The 15,938-nt window shown below is 72.8% G+C and carries 18 protein-coding genes; 6 read left to right on the top strand and 12 right to left on the bottom strand.

The window, feature by feature from the left end; translation table 11 throughout:
- Positions 1-22 precede the first annotated feature (22 nt).
- Both Pflav_RS11670 and Pflav_RS11665 read right to left on the bottom strand, forming a co-directional pair.
- Positions 23-685: an MBL fold metallo-hydrolase gene (locus Pflav_RS11670; protein WP_232071264.1), complete on the bottom strand. Its 663-nt coding sequence runs from the start codon at positions 683-685 to the stop codon at positions 23-25.
- A gap of 160 nt (positions 686-845) precedes the next feature.
- On the bottom strand, positions 846-1,451 hold the full coding sequence (locus tag Pflav_RS11665) for a dihydrofolate reductase family protein (RefSeq protein WP_197938349.1): 606 nt from the start codon (positions 1,449-1,451) through the stop codon (positions 846-848).
- A 66-nt stretch (positions 1,452-1,517) separates the two neighbouring features.
- On the opposite strand from Pflav_RS11665, the gene Pflav_RS11660 reads away from it, so the two are divergent.
- Positions 1,518-2,000: a winged helix-turn-helix transcriptional regulator gene (locus Pflav_RS11660; RefSeq protein WP_232071262.1), complete on the top strand. Its 483-nt coding sequence runs from the start codon at positions 1,518-1,520 to the stop codon at positions 1,998-2,000.
- Here the strand turns inward: Pflav_RS11660 and Pflav_RS11655 are convergent.
- From Pflav_RS11655 to Pflav_RS11645, 3 genes are read right to left on the bottom strand one after another with little or no spacing between them, the layout of a single operon-like run.
- A complete protein-coding gene (locus Pflav_RS11655) occupies positions 1,997-2,296 on the bottom strand; it encodes an ArsR/SmtB family transcription factor (RefSeq protein WP_173036137.1) in 300 nt (99 codons plus the stop codon). The genes Pflav_RS11660 and Pflav_RS11655 overlap by 4 nt on opposite strands.
- Before the next feature lie 33 nt (positions 2,297-2,329).
- On the bottom strand, positions 2,330-2,743 hold the full coding sequence (locus Pflav_RS11650; protein ID WP_173036135.1) for a nitroreductase family deazaflavin-dependent oxidoreductase: 414 nt from the start codon (positions 2,741-2,743) through the stop codon (positions 2,330-2,332).
- A complete protein-coding gene (locus Pflav_RS11645; protein WP_332107748.1) occupies positions 2,740-3,687 on the bottom strand; it encodes a helix-turn-helix transcriptional regulator in 948 nt (315 codons plus the stop codon). The genes Pflav_RS11650 and Pflav_RS11645 overlap by 4 nt, the downstream gene beginning before the upstream one ends.
- Before the next feature lie 132 nt (positions 3,688-3,819).
- On the opposite strand from Pflav_RS11645, the gene Pflav_RS11640 reads away from it, so the two are divergent.
- On the top strand, positions 3,820-4,785 hold the full coding sequence (locus tag Pflav_RS11640) for a tyrosine-type recombinase/integrase (RefSeq protein ID WP_173036133.1): 966 nt from the start codon (positions 3,820-3,822) through the stop codon (positions 4,783-4,785).
- Here the strand turns inward: Pflav_RS11640 and Pflav_RS11635 are convergent.
- The gene (locus Pflav_RS11635) at positions 4,778-5,206 is read right to left on the bottom strand and encodes a MarR family winged helix-turn-helix transcriptional regulator (RefSeq protein WP_197938347.1); all 429 of its coding nucleotides are present in this window, start codon (positions 5,204-5,206) and stop codon (positions 4,778-4,780) included. The genes Pflav_RS11640 and Pflav_RS11635 overlap by 8 nt on opposite strands.
- Between Pflav_RS11635 and Pflav_RS11630 the strand changes: the two genes are divergently transcribed.
- Positions 5,201-5,566 carry a nuclear transport factor 2 family protein gene (locus Pflav_RS11630; protein WP_173036130.1) on the top strand — a complete coding sequence of 122 codons (366 nt, stop codon included), beginning with the start codon at positions 5,201-5,203 and terminating at the stop codon, positions 5,564-5,566. The genes Pflav_RS11635 and Pflav_RS11630 overlap by 6 nt on opposite strands.
- Here Pflav_RS11630 and Pflav_RS11625 read toward each other — a convergent pair.
- The 3 genes from Pflav_RS11625 to Pflav_RS11615 are packed head-to-tail and all read right to left on the bottom strand — an operon-like array spanning position 5,563 to position 9,399.
- Entirely contained in the window at positions 5,563-7,245 is a 1,683-nt protein-coding gene (locus Pflav_RS11625) for an acyl-CoA dehydrogenase family protein (RefSeq protein WP_173036128.1), read from the bottom strand. The genes Pflav_RS11630 and Pflav_RS11625 overlap by 4 nt on opposite strands.
- A gap of 7 nt (positions 7,246-7,252) precedes the next feature.
- Positions 7,253-8,635 (bottom strand): MFS transporter, encoded by a 1,383-nt coding sequence (locus tag Pflav_RS11620; RefSeq protein ID WP_173036126.1) that lies wholly within the window; start codon positions 8,633-8,635, stop codon positions 7,253-7,255.
- Positions 8,632-9,399 carry a glycerophosphodiester phosphodiesterase gene (locus tag Pflav_RS11615; protein WP_232071260.1) on the bottom strand — a complete coding sequence of 256 codons (768 nt, stop codon included), beginning with the start codon at positions 9,397-9,399 and terminating at the stop codon, positions 8,632-8,634. The genes Pflav_RS11620 and Pflav_RS11615 overlap by 4 nt, the downstream gene beginning before the upstream one ends.
- A gap of 97 nt (positions 9,400-9,496) precedes the next feature.
- On the opposite strand from Pflav_RS11615, the gene Pflav_RS11610 reads away from it, so the two are divergent.
- From Pflav_RS11610 to Pflav_RS11600, 3 genes are all read left to right on the top strand, one after another.
- On the top strand, positions 9,497-10,969 hold the full coding sequence (locus Pflav_RS11610) for an Hsp70 family protein (RefSeq protein ID WP_173036124.1): 1,473 nt from the start codon (positions 9,497-9,499) through the stop codon (positions 10,967-10,969).
- A 115-nt stretch (positions 10,970-11,084) separates the two neighbouring features.
- Positions 11,085-11,270, top strand: coding sequence for a hypothetical protein (locus tag Pflav_RS11605; RefSeq protein WP_173032625.1), 186 nt, complete (start codon positions 11,085-11,087; stop codon positions 11,268-11,270).
- Complete coding sequence (locus Pflav_RS11600; protein WP_173036122.1) at positions 11,267-11,668, top strand: hypothetical protein; 402 nt, start codon at positions 11,267-11,269, stop codon at positions 11,666-11,668. Before Pflav_RS11605 ends, Pflav_RS11600 begins: the two co-directional genes overlap by 4 nt.
- 36 nt (positions 11,669-11,704) lie before the next feature.
- Here the strand turns inward: Pflav_RS11600 and Pflav_RS11595 are convergent, their stop codons facing one another.
- From Pflav_RS11595 to Pflav_RS11585, 3 genes are all read right to left on the bottom strand, one after another.
- Positions 11,705-12,406, bottom strand: coding sequence for a hypothetical protein (locus Pflav_RS11595; protein ID WP_173036120.1), 702 nt, complete (start codon positions 12,404-12,406; stop codon positions 11,705-11,707).
- Positions 12,407-12,490: 84 nt separating this feature from the next.
- Positions 12,491-14,362, bottom strand: a complete 1,872-nt coding sequence (locus tag Pflav_RS11590) for a dynamin family protein (protein WP_173036118.1) — start codon at positions 14,360-14,362, stop codon at positions 12,491-12,493.
- Positions 14,359-15,861, bottom strand: a complete 1,503-nt coding sequence (locus tag Pflav_RS11585; protein ID WP_173036116.1) for a dynamin family protein — start codon at positions 15,859-15,861, stop codon at positions 14,359-14,361. The genes Pflav_RS11590 and Pflav_RS11585 overlap by 4 nt, the downstream gene beginning before the upstream one ends.
- Positions 15,862-15,938: the final 77 nt, after the last annotated feature.

Below are 15,938 nucleotides of genomic sequence, written 5' to 3'. Positions count from 1 at the left end.
CGGTTGACGCGGGATAGACCGTCTATGGATGGCTTTCCAAAGAGCGACCGGCGAGGCGCTGGGCCTGCCAGTCGTGCACGTCGCCTACCCACTCCCAGCCGGGCTTGGCCGATGGGCCGAGCCGCGGGTCGCTGACCACCTGCTGATTGTCCCGCAGGGCCTGCACGTACGCCCGATCCTGGTCGATCCGTGCGCGTAGCTCGTCAGCTCCGCCCGTGGACCCGTGGCCGGGGATGACGACCTCGACGCCGTCCGCCACGGCCTCGAACAGCCGCAGCGCGGCGAGGTAGTCCTCGATCGGGTCAGCGGCGCCGTCCAGGTCGAGCATCGGGACCAAGACATCCGAGAGCATGTCGCCGGCGACGAGCACCCCGCGTTCCTCGATGAACAGCGCCGCGTGGCCCACGGCATGCGCCCGATGCTCGATGATCCGGACTTCCGGGCCGTCCCACGGTATCCGCGCGGTGTCGGCGGGCAGGCCGGTGATGAGGCCGAACAGGTCCAGCGGTACCTCCTCGGCGATTTCCGGGGGTAGCCCCTCGGCGACGCGGGCCTTCCAGTCCGCGTCCGACAGCACCTCCGCGATAGAGGCCGCGCAGCGGGCTGTGCCGTAACGGGGCGCTTCGCCGAGCTCGGCGTGCCAGAGCACGTGATCCCAGTCAGGATGCGTCGCGAAGCCGGCCACGACGGGTTGGCCCAGCTGACGAAGGTCGCCCGCGAGGGCGGCCAGCTCGCCGCCTGTTATCCCGGGTCGACGAGCAACACGCCGGCCCGGCCCTGCACGACAACGGTGTTGTTCTGGAGTAACTCACTCTGGTGGATCAGCACACCCTCGGCGACCTGCCTCAGCATGAGCTTGCCTCCCTTACATCCTGGATGGCGTAGCGGTGCAGCGTGACGCCCCGCTCGAAGGTTCGCTGCTCGAGCAGTTCGAGCTCGATCGGCACGTCGTAGTCGTCGAACAGCGGCCTGCCGAAGCCGAGGATCGCCGGATGGGTGCAGAGCAGCAGCTCGTCGAGCAGTCCCGCGCGGAGCAACTGCGTGGCGAGCGCCGCGCCGCCCACACTGATGGTGCCCTCGGTCTGGGCGCGGAGGGCGGCGAGCTGCTCGATCGCGTCGTCGCCGCCGATGATCCGGGTGTTGTGGTCGGCGCTGCGGCGGGTGCGGGAGACGAGCACCTTGGGCTTGGAGGTCCAGATCTCGCCGTATTCACGCAGGATGTCCGGCAGCGACGCGTCGTCGCGCGCCCGCGGCTGGGACTCCTCCATCACTTCGTAGATGACCCGGCCCTGGACCATCACCGCGAGATCCCGCGCCAGGGCGTTGAACTCGCGGTGCAGCTCCTCGCTGATGCGCAGCCACTCACCCGCGCCGTTGTCCCCGGAACCTGCTCGATCCGCAGGTCGAGGGACACGTTCATGAAATATACGAAGCGGCCCATCTATCTCCACTTCCTCAAAGTGGTTGCGTTCCGCAACTACTATATTGAGGGCGAGATACCTGTCAAGGAGGAAGTCGTGGAACCACGGTCCGGGTGTCCGATCAACGCCGCCGTCGAGGTGCTCGGAGATCGCTGGTCGTTGCTCGTGCTGCGCGACGTCATCTTCCGCGACCGCCGCTACTTCCGGGCGCTGCTCACCGGGTCGACCGAGGGCATCGCGTCGAACATCCTCGCCGACCGCCTCGTGCGGCTCGTCGAGGCGGGGATCCTCGTCCGCGGCACCGCGGGGCGGGGGCAGCGCGCTCGCTACAGCCTCACGGAAGCCGGTATCCAGACTCTTCCGATCATCTACGCGCTCGGCAACTGGGGCCTCGACTGGCGCCCCGGCAGCGACGAGCTCCGCAGCGGGCAGCAGCTCATGCGCGAGGAAGGTCCGGCGTTCGTCGAGGAGCTCATGGACGAGCTTCGGGTACGCCACCTCGACGCCCCGCCGAAGCCGCACCACGGCCCGGGACCCCTCGATCGCCTAGACGCCGCCTACGCCGCCGACCGGGGCTAGCTGTCGAGGTGTCGCTCCAGGCGGTCGAGGCTGTCGGTCCACAGCCGCCGGTACGGGGCGATCCAGTTGTCGATCTCGGCGAGCGGCTCGGGGCGCAGCTCGTACCAGCGGCGCTGGGCGTCCTGCCGCACCCGCACGAGGCCGGCCTCGCGGAGCACCCGCAGGTGCTTGGAGGTGCCCGGCTGGGTCAGGCCGAGCAGGTCGACAAGCTCGCCGACCGGGCGGGGCCGCTCCAGCAGCAGGTCGAGGATACGGCGCCGGGTCGGCTCGGCGAGCACGTCAAACGTGGACAGCACGCACCAAACATAACCCGAGTCGCATATACGGGGCTACGGTTTCCGGGCCAGCACCACGACCGGGATGGTGCGGGTGACCTTGGCCTGGTGGTCGGCGAAGAACGGGTACCGCTCGACGACGCCCGCGAAGATCTGGTCCCGCTCGCCGTCGCCCGGCACCACGGCCGTGGCCTCGTACTTCTCGCCGTTGACCTCGACCACCACCTCCGGGTGCGCGACGAGGTTGCGGTACCAGTCGGGGTGGTTCGGCGCGCCCGCGTTGGACGCCACCACGAGCAGGTCCGCGCCGTGCGGGATGAACATCATCGGCGCCGTGTGCTCGCGGCCGGTACGGGCGCCGGTGGTGGTCAGCAGCAGCATCGACCGGCCGTGCGCGCTGCCGCCGGACGCCCGGAACTCCTCGATGACCCTGCGGTTGTGCGCCTTCATGTCGCTCGGGATCGTCATGGCTCCTGCGTGGTCCCTTCCAGGTAGACGCGGCTCATGCCGCGGACGGTTTCGGCGAACCGGGCGCGTAGCTCGGGCGGGCCGAGCACCTCGACGTCGGCGCCGAGCTTGAGCAGCTCGATCAGGCCGTGCCGGACCGACTCGATCGGCACGGTGGTGTGCAGCCAGCCGTCCTCGTCGGGCGGGCCGGCGTTGAGCAGGGCGCCTCGGCTCATGGCGGGCGGGAAGATGTGCGGCATCAGGCCCAGCGCGCCGGTGGTCATCCGGACCACGGCCTCGTCGACGTAGACGCTCTCCTCGTACCGCTTGGCCCAGGCCTGCCAGAACTCGCCGAGGTCGAAGCCGGCCGGCCGGGTGAACGTCTCGTCCAGCACGTCGACGCCGAGCACGTTGCTGACCCGGTACGTGATCGGCTGGTCCAGGTCGTCGGCACGCGCGGCGACCAGGTACCAGCGGCCGGCCTTGAGCACCACCCCGAGCGGCGCGAGCGTGCGGGTGACCTCTCGGGGCGCCTTCCACCGCAGGTAGCGGGCCTGGACCAGGCGCTCGTCCCAGACCGCGCCGGCCAGCGCGGCCAGGTGCGGGGTCTGCTCGTCGCGGCGGAACCACCCGGGCGCGTCCAGGTGGAACCGCTCGCGGATCCGCCCGGCCCGCGCGCCCAGCTCGGGCGGGAGCGAGGCACGCAGCTTCAGCTCGGCGGCGGTGAGGACCGCGCCGAGGCCGAGCTCGGCGACCGGGCCGGGCACCCCGGACAGGAACAGTGTCTCCGCCTCGTCGACGGTCAGGCCGGTGAGCCGGGTGCGGTAGCCGTCGAGCAGCTGGTAGCCGCCGGCCGGGCCACGGTCCGCGTACACCGGGACGCCGGCGCCGCTGAGCGACTCCACGTCCCGGTAGATCGTGCGCACCGACACCTCGAGCTCGTCGGACAGCTCCTGCGCGGTCATCCGCCCCGCGTCTGTAGGAGCAGCAGCAGGGACAGCAGCCGGCTCGCGCGCACGTCCACGAAACTAGCGGAGGTTCCCTGACAGCGCGTGTCAGGTACCCGGTGGGCGCTTCGCCACTGGGATGATCGCGGCATGTACCCGGCCGTGCTGCCCTCCGGACTACCGGTCACCGCCGCCGGCGGGGCGGATTTCACCGAGGCGTGGCTGCGCAACCGGCGGCTGTCCGAGCACACCCGCGCCGCGTACCGCCGGGACATCGCCGGCTGGCTCGCCTGGTGCGCCGGCCGCGACCTGGAGCCGCTGCGCGCGTCGTTCCTGGACGTGAACGCCTACGGCCGCGACCTGGAGGCGACCGTCGACCCGCGCAGCGGCCGCCCGCTCACCGCGGCCACCGTGGCGCGCAAGCTGTCCGCGCTGTCCAGCTGGTACGACTTCCTCACCAAGCTCCGCGCCGTCGAGGCCAACCCGGTCGCCGCCGCCGACCGCCCCAAGGTCGCCCGCGACCACTCCAGCACCGTCGGCCTCACCCCGGAGGAGGTGGACGCGCTGCTCGCGGCCGCGGACGCCGACACCGGGCCGCACGCGGCCCGCAACCGGGCCGTCGTCGCACTCCTGGCCGACCTGGGGCTGCGGGTCGGCGAGCTGATCAGCCTCGACCTGGAAGACATCGGGTACGAGCGGGGGCATCGCAGCGTGCGGTTCGTCGGCAAGGGCGGCCGTCCGCGTCGCAGGGCCCTTGCCCCGGGTACGTCCGCCGCGCTCGACGCCTACCTCACGGTCCGCCCCGGCCCGCCCGAGGGTGCGGTGTTCCTGACCGCGAGCGGCGCCCGCCTGGACCGGCACGCGGTGTTCCGGCTGGTACGGCGGCTGGCCCGGGAGGCCGGAATCCCGGCGTGGGCGAAGCTGTCCCCGCACTCGCTGCGGCACGCGTTCGCGACGACCGCGCGGGCCGAGGGGGTACCGCTGGAGGACGTGCAGGACGCGATGGGTCACGCCGACCCACGCACCACCCGCCGCTACGACCGGGACCGGCACAACCTGGACCGCGATCCGGCGTACGCGATCTGGGCCGCCCGCGCCCGCCGTACCGCTAGGTGATCGGCTTTTGCTGGTCCAGTCGGCGCAGGTAGCCGCCGAACCGCTCCCGGTCCGCGTCACTCCAGCCGGCGGTCAGCTCCAGGAACACCCGCTGCTGCCACGCCCGCGCCTGCTCCAGCAGCTCCCGGCCGGCGTCCGTGGCCGCGAGCACCGCACGCCGGGCGTCGAGCGGGTCCGGCCGCCGCTCGACATAACCGGCCGCGACCGCCTCGGAGACCATGCGGCTGCCGACGGACCGGTCCACGCCGAGCTGCTCGCCGACGGCCGGGATGGTGGGCACGGCGGCGGCGTCCAGGGCCTCGAGCACCTGGACGTGCGCGACGTGCGGCTGGCCGGCGGCCTGGGCTGCCCACCGCCGGCCCCAGAAGCGAACGAGCCGGAAGAGCGCCGCCCCGGCCGAGATATCCTGTGCAATATGCACACAATACCTGAGGTGATCGCCGCGTTCCACGAGGCCGTCAACACCGCCGACCCCGACCGCGCCGCCACCCTGGCCACCGACGACGTACAGGTGGGCGGCCCGCGCGGCTCCGCCCAGGGCGTGGACCTGCTGCGCGACTGGGTGGCCACCTCCGGCATCCGGCTGACCCCGACGGCCGCCCACCCGACCGCCGACCCCGACGTGCTGGTGGTCGCCCAGCGGGCGACGTGGCCCGGCGACGACGCGACCCACGAGATCGCCACGCTCTTCCGCACCCGAGCCGGCCGCCTGACCGCCGTGATCCGCTACGACTCGCTCCCGGCCGCCCTGGCCGCCGCCGGAAAAGGCACCAGCGGCTAGGTGAGGACGTCCAGGTTGTGGTGGGCGTCGACCGCGATCTCGTCGTGCCGCAGCCAGCGCCGCGCCCACAGGCGGGCGGCGACCTCGGCCTGCTCGTCGCCGGTTGCGGCGTGTTCGACAAGCAGGGCCGCGGTCAGCGCGTACCCCATCCGCAGCGCCAGCCCGCGCGCGCCGGCCACCACGGCGGCGGCGGTCGGGTCGGTCGTGACCTCGCTCAGGTCGGCGCGGAGCGCGGCGGTGGCGGCGGCGAGCTGGTCGGCCAGGGCCGGTGCGATGCCTCGGGCCGTGTCCTGGGCGGCGTCCAGGCGGGCCAGCAGCGGGCCGGCCGCGTCCTCCCGGACCACCGCGCGGAGGGCGTCCAGGGCGAGCACGTTGGTGGTGCCTTCCCAGATCGGGAGGACCTGGGCGTCGCGGAGCAGGCGGGGTACGCCGGTGTCCTCGACGTAACCGGCGCCGCCGAAGCTTTCCACGTACTCGCTGGCCGACGCGACCGCCAGCTTGCCGGTGGTGAGCTTGGCGAGCGGGGCGACGATGCGCAGCTCGGCGGCCGCGGCCGGGTCGGCGCCGACCTCGACCCGGCCCAGCAGCGCGAACGCGTGCGCGGCCAGCGCGAACGCCCCGGCCGCGTCGACGGCGAGCGTGCCGAGCGTGGCGCGGTGCAGGGGTGAGCCGGCCAGCGGGCCGCCGGCGACGGTGCGCTGGGCGGCGAACGCGAGCGCGTACGCCAGGCCGCGGCGCATGCCACCGGCGGCTGCCGCGGCGTTGTGCAGGCGGGTGACCACGACCAGCGTCATCGCGCGGGTGAGGCCGCCGGGGCTGGTCGGGTCACCGAGCGGCAGGGCCGCCGCGCCGTCCAGGCCGATCTCGGCGGTGGGCAGCGCGCGGGTGCCGAGCTTGTCCTTGAGCCGGTGTACGCGCACGCCGGGCGCGGGCGAGAAGCCGTCGCTGTCGTAGCGGGGGATCAGGAACGGGGCCAGCACCCGGCTGCCCGGGCCGGCGCCGTCAGGGCGGGCCAGTGCCACGGCCATTGCGGAGTCGGCGGCGGAGCAGAACCACTTCTCGCCGGTCAGTGTCCACCCTCCACCATCCATAAGGGAGGCCACTGTGGACGAGCGGGACAGGTCGGAGCCGCCCTGTGACTCGGTCATCCACTGCCCGCTGGTAACCGTGACGGACGGGTCGGTGGCGACGAGGCGGGGCAGCCACGCGTCGCGTACGGCGGGGTCGACCTCGGGGTGGCACAGCAGCGCGGCGGCGCCGTCGGCCATCGCGACCGGGCAGGAGAAGGTGGCGGACTCGGGACCGTACAGGTGCAGGAGCGCGTGCTGCACCACCCGCGCGGCCGCGCCCCAGGTGCCCCGGGCGTCGGGCAGGTACGGCAGGGCGACGACGGCGTGGCGGGCGGCGGCCGCGCGCTGCTCCTGCCAACCGGCGCTGGTCTCGATCCGATCGACCCTCGCGCCCCACGCGTCGTACCGGATGAGCTTTGGCGGGTGTGTCTCGGCGTCGCTGTGCGCCGCGCGGAGGCTGCCCACGACGTCGGCCGCGAGCGCCGTGAGGCGGTCTTTGGCGGCGGCGTGCCCGGCGGGGCCGAGCACACGGTCCAACCAGGAGCGCAGGAAGGGGTCGCTGGCGTACGGGTCGGCGGGGGCCGGCACGGCCTGTACGAAACGGTCCATGCCGAACCTATAGCACGTGCGGCGGCTGGTTGCCGGCGGCGAGGATCGCGCGGCGCAGCGGTACGAGCATGAGCAGCACGAAGCCGACCACGAAGAACGCGACGAGCGCCACGATGCCGACCCGGTAGCTGTCGGTCAGCTGGAACACCAGGCCGAACGCGAGCGGGCCGAGCCAACTGGTGCCCTTGTCGCTGATCTCGTAGAAGCCGTAGTACTCGCCTTCCTTGCCCTTCGGGATGAGCTGGCTGAACAGCGACCGGCTCAGCGCCTGGCTGCCGCCGAGCACGATGCCGATCGCGGCGCCGAGGGCGATGAACGGCATCGGGGCCTCGCCGGGCAGCCAGTACGCGGCGACCACGACCGCGGTCCACAGCACGAGGCTGAGCAGGATCGTCTTGCGGGCGCCGATCCGTCCGGCGAGGCGGCCGAGCCCGAGCGCGCCGAAGAACGCGGTCAGCTGCACCACCAGGATCGTGATGATGAGCGTGCCGGTCTCCAGCCCCAGCTCCTCGCTGCCGAACTGGCTGGCCAGGTTGATCACCGTCTGGATGCCGTCGTTGTAGACCAGGAAGGCGAGCAGGAAGAAGAGCGTGAGCGGGTACGCGCGCATGCCGCGCACGGTGCGGGCGAGCTGGCGGAAGCCGTCGGTGACCACGTTGGCGCCGGTGCTGACGTGCAGCGCCGGGTACTCGCGCATCCACCGCAGGGGCACGAGCGTGAACAGCGCCCACCACACGCCGGCGGACACGATCGACCACCGGGCGATGTCGAGGGTGCGCTGGTCGTCGCCCTCGATGCTGAACAGCTGCACGGCGACGAGGTTGAGCGCGAGCAGGATGAACCCGCCCAGGTAGCCCAGCGCCCACCCGCGGCTGGAGATGTTGTCGCGCTCGTCGGGGCCGGACAGCTGCGGCAGGTACGAGTGGTAGACGACGATGCTGGCGCCGAACGAGATGTTCGCGATCAGGAAGAGCAGGCCGCCGAGCAGGTACCGTTCGCCGGTCACGAACGCGAACCCGCAGGTGGCGGCGGCGCCGATGAACGCCGCGCCGGCCAGCAGCCGCTTCTTGTGCGCCGAGCGGTCGGCGACCGCGCCCATCACGGGGAGCACGAAGACGGTGAGCAGTACCGACAGCGACACCACGTACGGGTAGTAGGAGCCGGCCGCGACCGTGATGCCGAACGGGTACACGTCGGCGTCGCACTTGTCCGCGCCGAGCTGGCAGCCGGCCGCCTGCTCGGCGACCGCGGTGAGGAAGGGGCCGAGGAAGACCGCGATGACCGTGGTCTGGAAGGCGGAGTTGGCCCAGTCGTAGAAGTACCAGCCGGTGCGCTCGCGGCGGTTGGCGCTGGGGGCGCTGCTGACGCTGGTGGTGTCGGTGGTTGTCACTCGGTCCCTTCGCCGTGCCAGACGCCGCGGCTGACATAGACGTCGCGTAGCACGTCGACGCGATCCGTCATGATGCCATCAACACCAAGATCAAGTAAGTCGTGCATCTCGGCGGGTTCGTCGATCGTCCACACGTGCACCTGGAGTCCCAGCTTGTGCACGTACCGCACGAACCGCCGGTCGACCACCGGCAGCCGCCCGTACCGCACCGGCACCTGCGCGGCCACCACCGACGTCGGCAGCACCAGCCGCTGCCCGGTCAGCGACGCCACCCGCAGCCTGGCCACCCCGCGCATCCCCAGCGACGTGGCCACCTTAGGGCCGGCGAGGGTACGCAGCCGGGCCAGCCGCGAGTCGCTGAACGAGGCCAGCAACACCCGGTCACCGGCGCCCGCGCGGCTCACCGTGTCGACCGTGGCCTCGACGCCGCTGTCCGCCTTCACGTCGATGTTGAACCGGACCTGCGGCCACGCCGCCAGGATCTCGTCCAGCCGCGGTACCGCCGCCGCGCCGCCCACCCGCACGGTCGAAAGGTCCGCCCAGGCCAGCTGGTCGATCCGCCCCGGCCGCCCAGCGACCCGGTCCAGCGTCTCGTCGTGGAAGACCACCACCACACCGTCGGTGGTGGCGTGCACATCGGTCTCCACGTACCGGTAACCGAGCTCGACGGCGCGCGCGAACGCCTCCGCGGTGTTCTCGTCACCCTCCGCGGCGCCCCCTCGGTGCGCGAAGGCCAGCGGGACCGGACGGTCGAGGTAGGTCACTGCGTCTCCTGGTTGCTCGCCCCGCTTTGGCCCGCCCGCGCCGGGCCGACTCACGGCGTGCAGTATGCACCGAGATGGCGACGGTAGGGTGACGGCCATGCGGGTGCTCGGCATCGACTTCGGCACGTCGAACACGGTCGCCATGGTCCGGGGCGCGGACGGGCGGGCGCGGCCGTTGCTGTTCGACGGTTCGCCGCTGCTGCCGTCCGCCGTCTACCTCAACCCGGACGGCAAGCTGCTGGTGGGCCGCGACGCCGAGCGCACCGCGCGGCTCGACCCGGCCCGCTTCGAGCCCAACCCCAAGCGCCGCATCGACGACGGCGTGGTGCTGCTCGCCGAGCAGGAGCTGCCGGTACCGCGGGTGATCGCCGCCGTGCTCGGCCGCATCGCCGGCGAGGCCGCCCGCCACCTCGGCGGCGCGGTCGAGGAGGTGCGGGCCACCCACCCGGCACGCTGGGGTGAACGCCGCCGCGCCGTGCTCGTCGAGTCGGTCCGCGCCGCCGGCCTGCCCACCCCCCGCCTGGTCGTGGAGCCGGTCGCGGCCGCCTCGTACTACACGGCCGTGCTGGGCAGCGCGATGCCGGTGGGCCGCGCGCTGGCCATCTACGACCTGGGCGGCGGCACCTTCGACGCGACGGTGGTGCGGCGTACGCCGGCCGGGTTCGAGGTGCTGGCCGAGGCGGGCCTGTCCGACCTGGGCGGCCTCGACTTCGACCAGGCGCTCGTCGAGCATCTGGGACGCGGCTACTCGGAGACCCGTACCACGCTGTGGAACAGCCTGGTCAGCCCCGCCGACCCGGGCCAGCGGCGGCAGCGGACACTGCTCTACGACGACGTACGCGGCGCGAAGGAGATGCTGTCCCGCACCACCAGCGCCGACGTGCACCTGCCCGCGCTGGACATCTCCGCGCACATCACGCGGGACGAGTTCGACGGGCTGATCCGCCCGTACATGATGCAGACCGTCCACTGCCTCGCCCAGACCATCACCGCCGCCCGCCTGGCCCCGCACGACCTGGTCGGCATCTTCCTGGTCGGCGGCTCCAGCCGGATCCCGCTGGCCGCGCACCTGCTGCACACCGAGCTGGGCGTCGCCCCGACGACCCTGGAGCAGCCGGAGACGGTGGTGGCCGAGGGCGCCCTGTTCTTCGGCGGCCCGGCGAGCGCGGCCGGCCCGGTCCACTCCGGGGTGCCGCGCCCGGTCGCCCCGCCACCGCGGGTGCCGGCCCCACCGCCGGCCCGCCCGCCTGTCATGCCCGCCGGCCCGCCACCTGTCGCCCGACCGCCGGTGGCCCCGGTCTCCCGGCCGCCGGTAGCGCCGCCCCGCCCCCCGGTGATCGCCCGCCCGTCGGCGCCACCGGTGAGCGCCACACCGGTCTCCCCACCCCGCACGGTGGCACGCCCACCCCAGCAGCACGTACCGCCGCGGCCCGCGCCCGTCGCCCCGCCCCGCCCGCCGGTGGTCAGCCCGCGCCGCGCCTGGTACGAGGAGCCCGCTCTGGTGTGGACGGTGGCGCTGGGCGCGATGGTCCTGATCGCGATCGCCGTCCTGGTCGCCCTGGCCACCTGACCCCGGGCATGGATATGGCCGATATCGTGCAGACGCCGCGATGCCGCTTGCACAGGGTGACCGTGCGGACGGGTCTTTGCCATACCCTCGACTTATGTTGTCGTATGCTCGACGTATGACCCAGCAGCCCGGCCCGGATGTCCGCGAGGACATCGCCGCCATGCTGGCGGCTGCCGGAATTACGGTCACCGAGGAAGGAAAGGCCCGCGCGCGGGCCAAGCTGGCCGCCGCCGACGCGAAGCGGACCCCGGAGCGGTTGGCCGCCCTGCGTGAGCGGCTCGGCCTGCCTCCGGCCGCGTGAGCGACGAGCACGACGGCCGGCCGACCCGGGTCGTCCTCGACGCGTCCGCGATCATCGAATTCACCCGCCAGTCGATCCACGTCGGTGAGCTGCTGGCCGAGGTCGCCGACGAAGGCGCCGTGGCCGCGCTGCCCGTGGTCTGCTTGGTCGAGGCGCACCATGCGGTCGCCGACACCGACCGGCTCGATCTGCTCGTCAACCACCGCGCTACGGCGCTGCTGGCCGACCAGCCCGCTGACTGGCTGGCCCTCGCGGCCACCTACGACATCGTCGGACGGATCGACGCGGCATCAGCGGTCCTGGCGGCCATCGACCACAACTGTGGCGTGCTGACCCGCCAGACCGGCCTGTACGCCGGCCTCGACGAGGGTGGGCTGGTCATTCCGATCGGGGAATAGCTGCCCGAAGGTCGGATCCAGCCCGCTGGCCTGGCCTCAGGCGTCGGGGGACCACCAGCGGGCCAGGGAGCTTGTCGCGGGGTCCTCGGAGGCGGACAGCGCCGTCCACGGGTCCGCGCCGGCCGGGACGTCCTCGCCGGCGTAGGCGGCCAGCTCGTTCGCCTCCGGAGCGCCCTGGAAGCCGGCCTCGGGGTCGGGCAACGGGGCGGCGCCCAGCGTCGTCGGGTCGGTCCACGGGAAGCCGTCGACCGGCTCTGGGGCGTCCAGGTCCAGCGGCTCCGGGAACGCCTGCTCGGCGAACGTGTCGGTGTGCCCGTCGAGGTCCGGGTCGGCGCCGACGGTCGTCAGCTCGGCCGCCCCGTCCGGCGTCAGGTCGCCGCCCGCGTCGCCGTCAGCGGCGTCCAAGGAACCGTCGCTCGCGTCCAAGGAACCGTCGCCCGCGTCCAGGGAGCCGTCGGCGGCGTCGAAGCCCGACATGTCCATCGTGGAGTCCCCGGCCGGGTCCAGCGGCGCGTCCGATGTGGAGTCGGGCAGGTCCGGGAAGTCGCCGGACGGGTCGTCCGGGCCGTCGGACAGCGGGTCCAGGTGGCTCAGGTCCGCGGTCTCGGCCTCCCCGAAGTCCGGACCGAAGCCCGAGCTCAGGTCCGAGCCGAGGTCCGGGGCGTCCGGGCCCAGGTCGCCGCCGCTGTCGGGGTCGAGGTCGTCCGGCCACTCGCCGCCCCAGCCATGGTCGCTCATGCCCGTCCTCGCTTCGCTGCGGGCGGGCATGAGGCTCCCGCCGCACTCTGCCCAATGATTCGCTCGCTCCGCTCGCTCATGGTGCTACTCCTCCGTGGGCCGTGCCGGGGCGAGGGATCGCGCCCTCGCCAGTACCTCGTCGACCTGCTTGACCCGGGCGCGGAGCCCGTCGCGTTCGGTTTGCAGTGCCGCCTTGCGGCGGGCGCGGCTGGCCTTGTCTTCGGCCAGCGCCTTGTCGATCTCGGCGATGTGCGCGTCGAGCTGCTGGAGGCGCCGCTCGATCGCGTCATCGAGTGCCAGTGTCAGCGCGTACTGCAAGTCGGTGAACCGGTGCATGATCTCGTCGGAGAGGGCGGCGCGGGCCTCGCCGAGCACCTCGCGGAGCCAGATGCGGGCCTGCTGGCGGTCGTTCTGCACGCGCCGCCGGTACAGGATGAACGCGCCCGCGGCCAGGCCCAGGCCGAGGCCGGCGACCGGGATGAGCAGCCCGCCGCCGATGATGGCGCCGGCGCCCAGCGCGGAGGCGCCCGCGATCGCGCCGCGGCCGGCCATGAAGGCCATGCCACCCGCGGACATCGCGATCATCACGTTGTCGCCGCCGCCGCCCTCGCGGCGGGGCTTGGTGGCCAGGGCGTGGCGGAGGGTGGCGTTGAGGCGGCGGAGCACGAACTGGAGCTCGTGCGGCCCGAACACCTGGGTGAGGGTGCGTTCGGCGACCTTGCGGAAGCGGAACTCCAGGTCGTGCGAGAGGCGTACGGACAGGGCGTGCAGCGCGCGGTCGACCTCCTGCGGCAGCTGCTTGATGTCGTCGCCCTTCGCCTTCTCGATCTTGTTGAGGTACTCCTCCTGGAGCGAGGTCACGTAGTTGCGCAGCCGTCCGGTGGCCTCCACCCGGGCCCGCTGCGTCTCGGTGTTGAGGGCGAGGCTCCACTGCCGCGACTCGGTGCGCTTGCGGGCGGCCAGCGCGGTCCGGTCGGCCTTGGCCTTGGCCATGTCCTGCGGGTCCGGGTCGGTCGCCTTTATCTTGTCGCCGACCTGGAGGTCGAGGCGGATGTACTCGCTGCGTACCGCGCGCAGCACGTTGGCCTGGGACAGCAGGTGGCCCTTGCCGGCCAGCTCGATGAGCGCGTGCTGAAGCTCGGCGATCCGGGACTCCTTGATGAGCTCCGGCGCGGTCTCGCGGGGCAGCGTCATGGCCAGCTCGGCGAGGCGGGCGGAGACCGGGTACCAGGGTGCGGAGCCGAACCGCGGGGCGTGCGCCTGAAGCTGGGCGCGGTCGTCCTCCCAGATGGTGCGCCAGCCGGGGTACGCGTCGGTCTTGGTCAGCGCGAACACCACGAAGTTGACCCGCTTGCTGGCCTCGATGAGGAACTCCAGCTCCGGCTTGGCGAACGGGGCGGCCGCGTCGACCACGAACAGCAGCGCGGTCGCCTTCTCCACCGCGTCCAGCGCCACCTCCACGTGGGCGGGGTCGAGGCCACCGGTGCCGGGGGTGTCCACGAGGGACAGGTACTGGAGCAGCGGCGCCGAGTGGGTCACCTCGACCCGCCGCGGCGGCCGGCCACCCTCGGGCAGCCGCCCGAACGGTGTCGCCCAGTCGCGCAGGTCGGCCTGGTCGAACGGGACCGGGTCCTCGCGGCCGGGCAGCCAGGCCCGCGCGCCGTGCTGGGCGCCGTGGGTGAACTCCAGGTACGCGGCGGTGGCCACGGCCGCGTCCACCGGGGACAGTCCGGGTACCCCGATGAGGGCGTTGACCAGCGAGCTCTTGCCGCGCTTGGTCTCGCCGACGACCACGATGGCGGGGCGGGCGACGTCGCGGCGGCGGACCGCGTCGAGGTCGGCGGCCGCGTCCGGGTCGGTCTTGCGCAGGAACGCCAACGAGGTGTCGACCGCGCCGGTGAGCAGCTTCTGGAGCGCCTCGGGCTTGGGACTCGGATTCGGACTCGGTGAGCTCATGCCGTACCCCGGACCTTCTGGCTGAGCAGGTAGAAGCCGCGGTGCGCGACGAGGGCGACCCGCGACTGGGACGGGCTGGCCCCGGCGACCGCGTACACCCGCCACCGGGTGGCCGCGTCGAGAGCGGCCTTGACCAGCTGCTCGGTGCCGGCGGTCGGCAGGTTGAGGATCCACTGTGGATCGTTGGAGAGCGCGAGGCGGGTCAGCTCCTGCTCCATCGTCTCAGGCAGCTCGACCGACCCGGTGGAGACCAGCTGGGCGACCTCGAGCAGCCGCAGGCGGTGGTAGTCGGGCTGCTGGAGCACCCGTTCGATCGCGTCGCGCAGCAGCTCGCGGTCGTTGGGGCGCTCGGTGTGGCTGGCGACCTTCTCCAGGCTGGACAGTGCCCACCCGGCCTTGATGGCGTCGGTGCGCCACCGGAACGCCTGGTCGAGGGTGTGCCGCAGCCGCGGGAAGCCGGACGCCTGGAACAGCATCCGGACCAGGTCGCCGCTGGCCAGCTGGGGGCGGGCGGCGAGCTGGGCCATGGCGAACCCGATGCCGTACAGGTCGAGCAGCCGCAGCAGCCGCTCCCGCTGCTCGCGGGGCACCTTGCACTCGCGGGAGGTGAACAGGTCGACCGAGGCCATGAGTACCAGCCGCTCGGTCTCCGGCAGCTGGGCCAGCACGCGCAGCGCCTCGCAGTCGGCGGCGGTGAGCCGGCCGGCCTCGGTGGTCTCGGCGAGCAGCCCGACCACGGGTACGACGTCGGAGACGACCCGGCGCAGCACCTTGGTCTGGTCGGCGGCGAGCGGCCCGGCGACCGGCCACGGGTCGGCGACGCCGCCGACGAGCTTGTCCACCTTGTTGAACAGGCCGAGCGAGTTGATCGGGTTGCTGGCCAGCCGGGCCGAGATGGACCGGAACGCCTCCAGCGCCTGGAGGTCGTCGTCGCGGACCGACTGCGTGAACACGTAGATGATGGCCTCGGCGCCGGAGATCGCGCCGACCGAGTCGTCGTCGATGTCGTCGTCGATGGGTGCCTCGTTGAACAGGAAGCGACGTGCCCCCGCGCTCACCGACGTGTTGGTGGAGGAGAGGCCCGGGGTGTCGACGACGGTCAGCTCACGCAGGTGGTCGCTGGTGAGGGTCACGTCCACGTACGAGATGTCGTGGCGGGGCACACCGAGCCGCTGCGGAATCATGCCGGACTCGTCGAGCGGCAGGCTGGAGCGGGAGCCGTCGCGCCGGATCACGTCGACCCGGTCCGCGGTCCCGTACCGGAACTGCGTCACGATTCGCGTGCATTCTCCCACCTCGGTCGGCGCGACACGCCGGCCGATGAGGGCGTTCACAAGTGTCGACTTTCCGGCTTTTAGACGTCCGGCGATGGCCACCCGGAGGGGCTCGTCAAGCCGTCTGCGCACGCCGAGTACCTGCGTCTGGGCCGCCGGACCCACCCGCGGGCCGACGTCGTCACAGAGCGCTGCCACCCGGGCGCTGAGCGGACCTGGTCCCATGACTCGTCAGCCGGCGGTACGGTCGGCGACAATGGCGTGGTTCCTGTGGTCGTGCTCGCTCATCGTGTCGGTGTCCC

The organism is Phytohabitans flavus, from assembly GCF_011764545.1.
Classification (GTDB): domain Bacteria; phylum Actinomycetota; class Actinomycetes; order Mycobacteriales; family Micromonosporaceae; genus Phytohabitans; species Phytohabitans flavus.
Note: the sequence above shows the minus strand (reverse complement) of the source record. Positions and strands in the feature narration are given on the sequence as shown.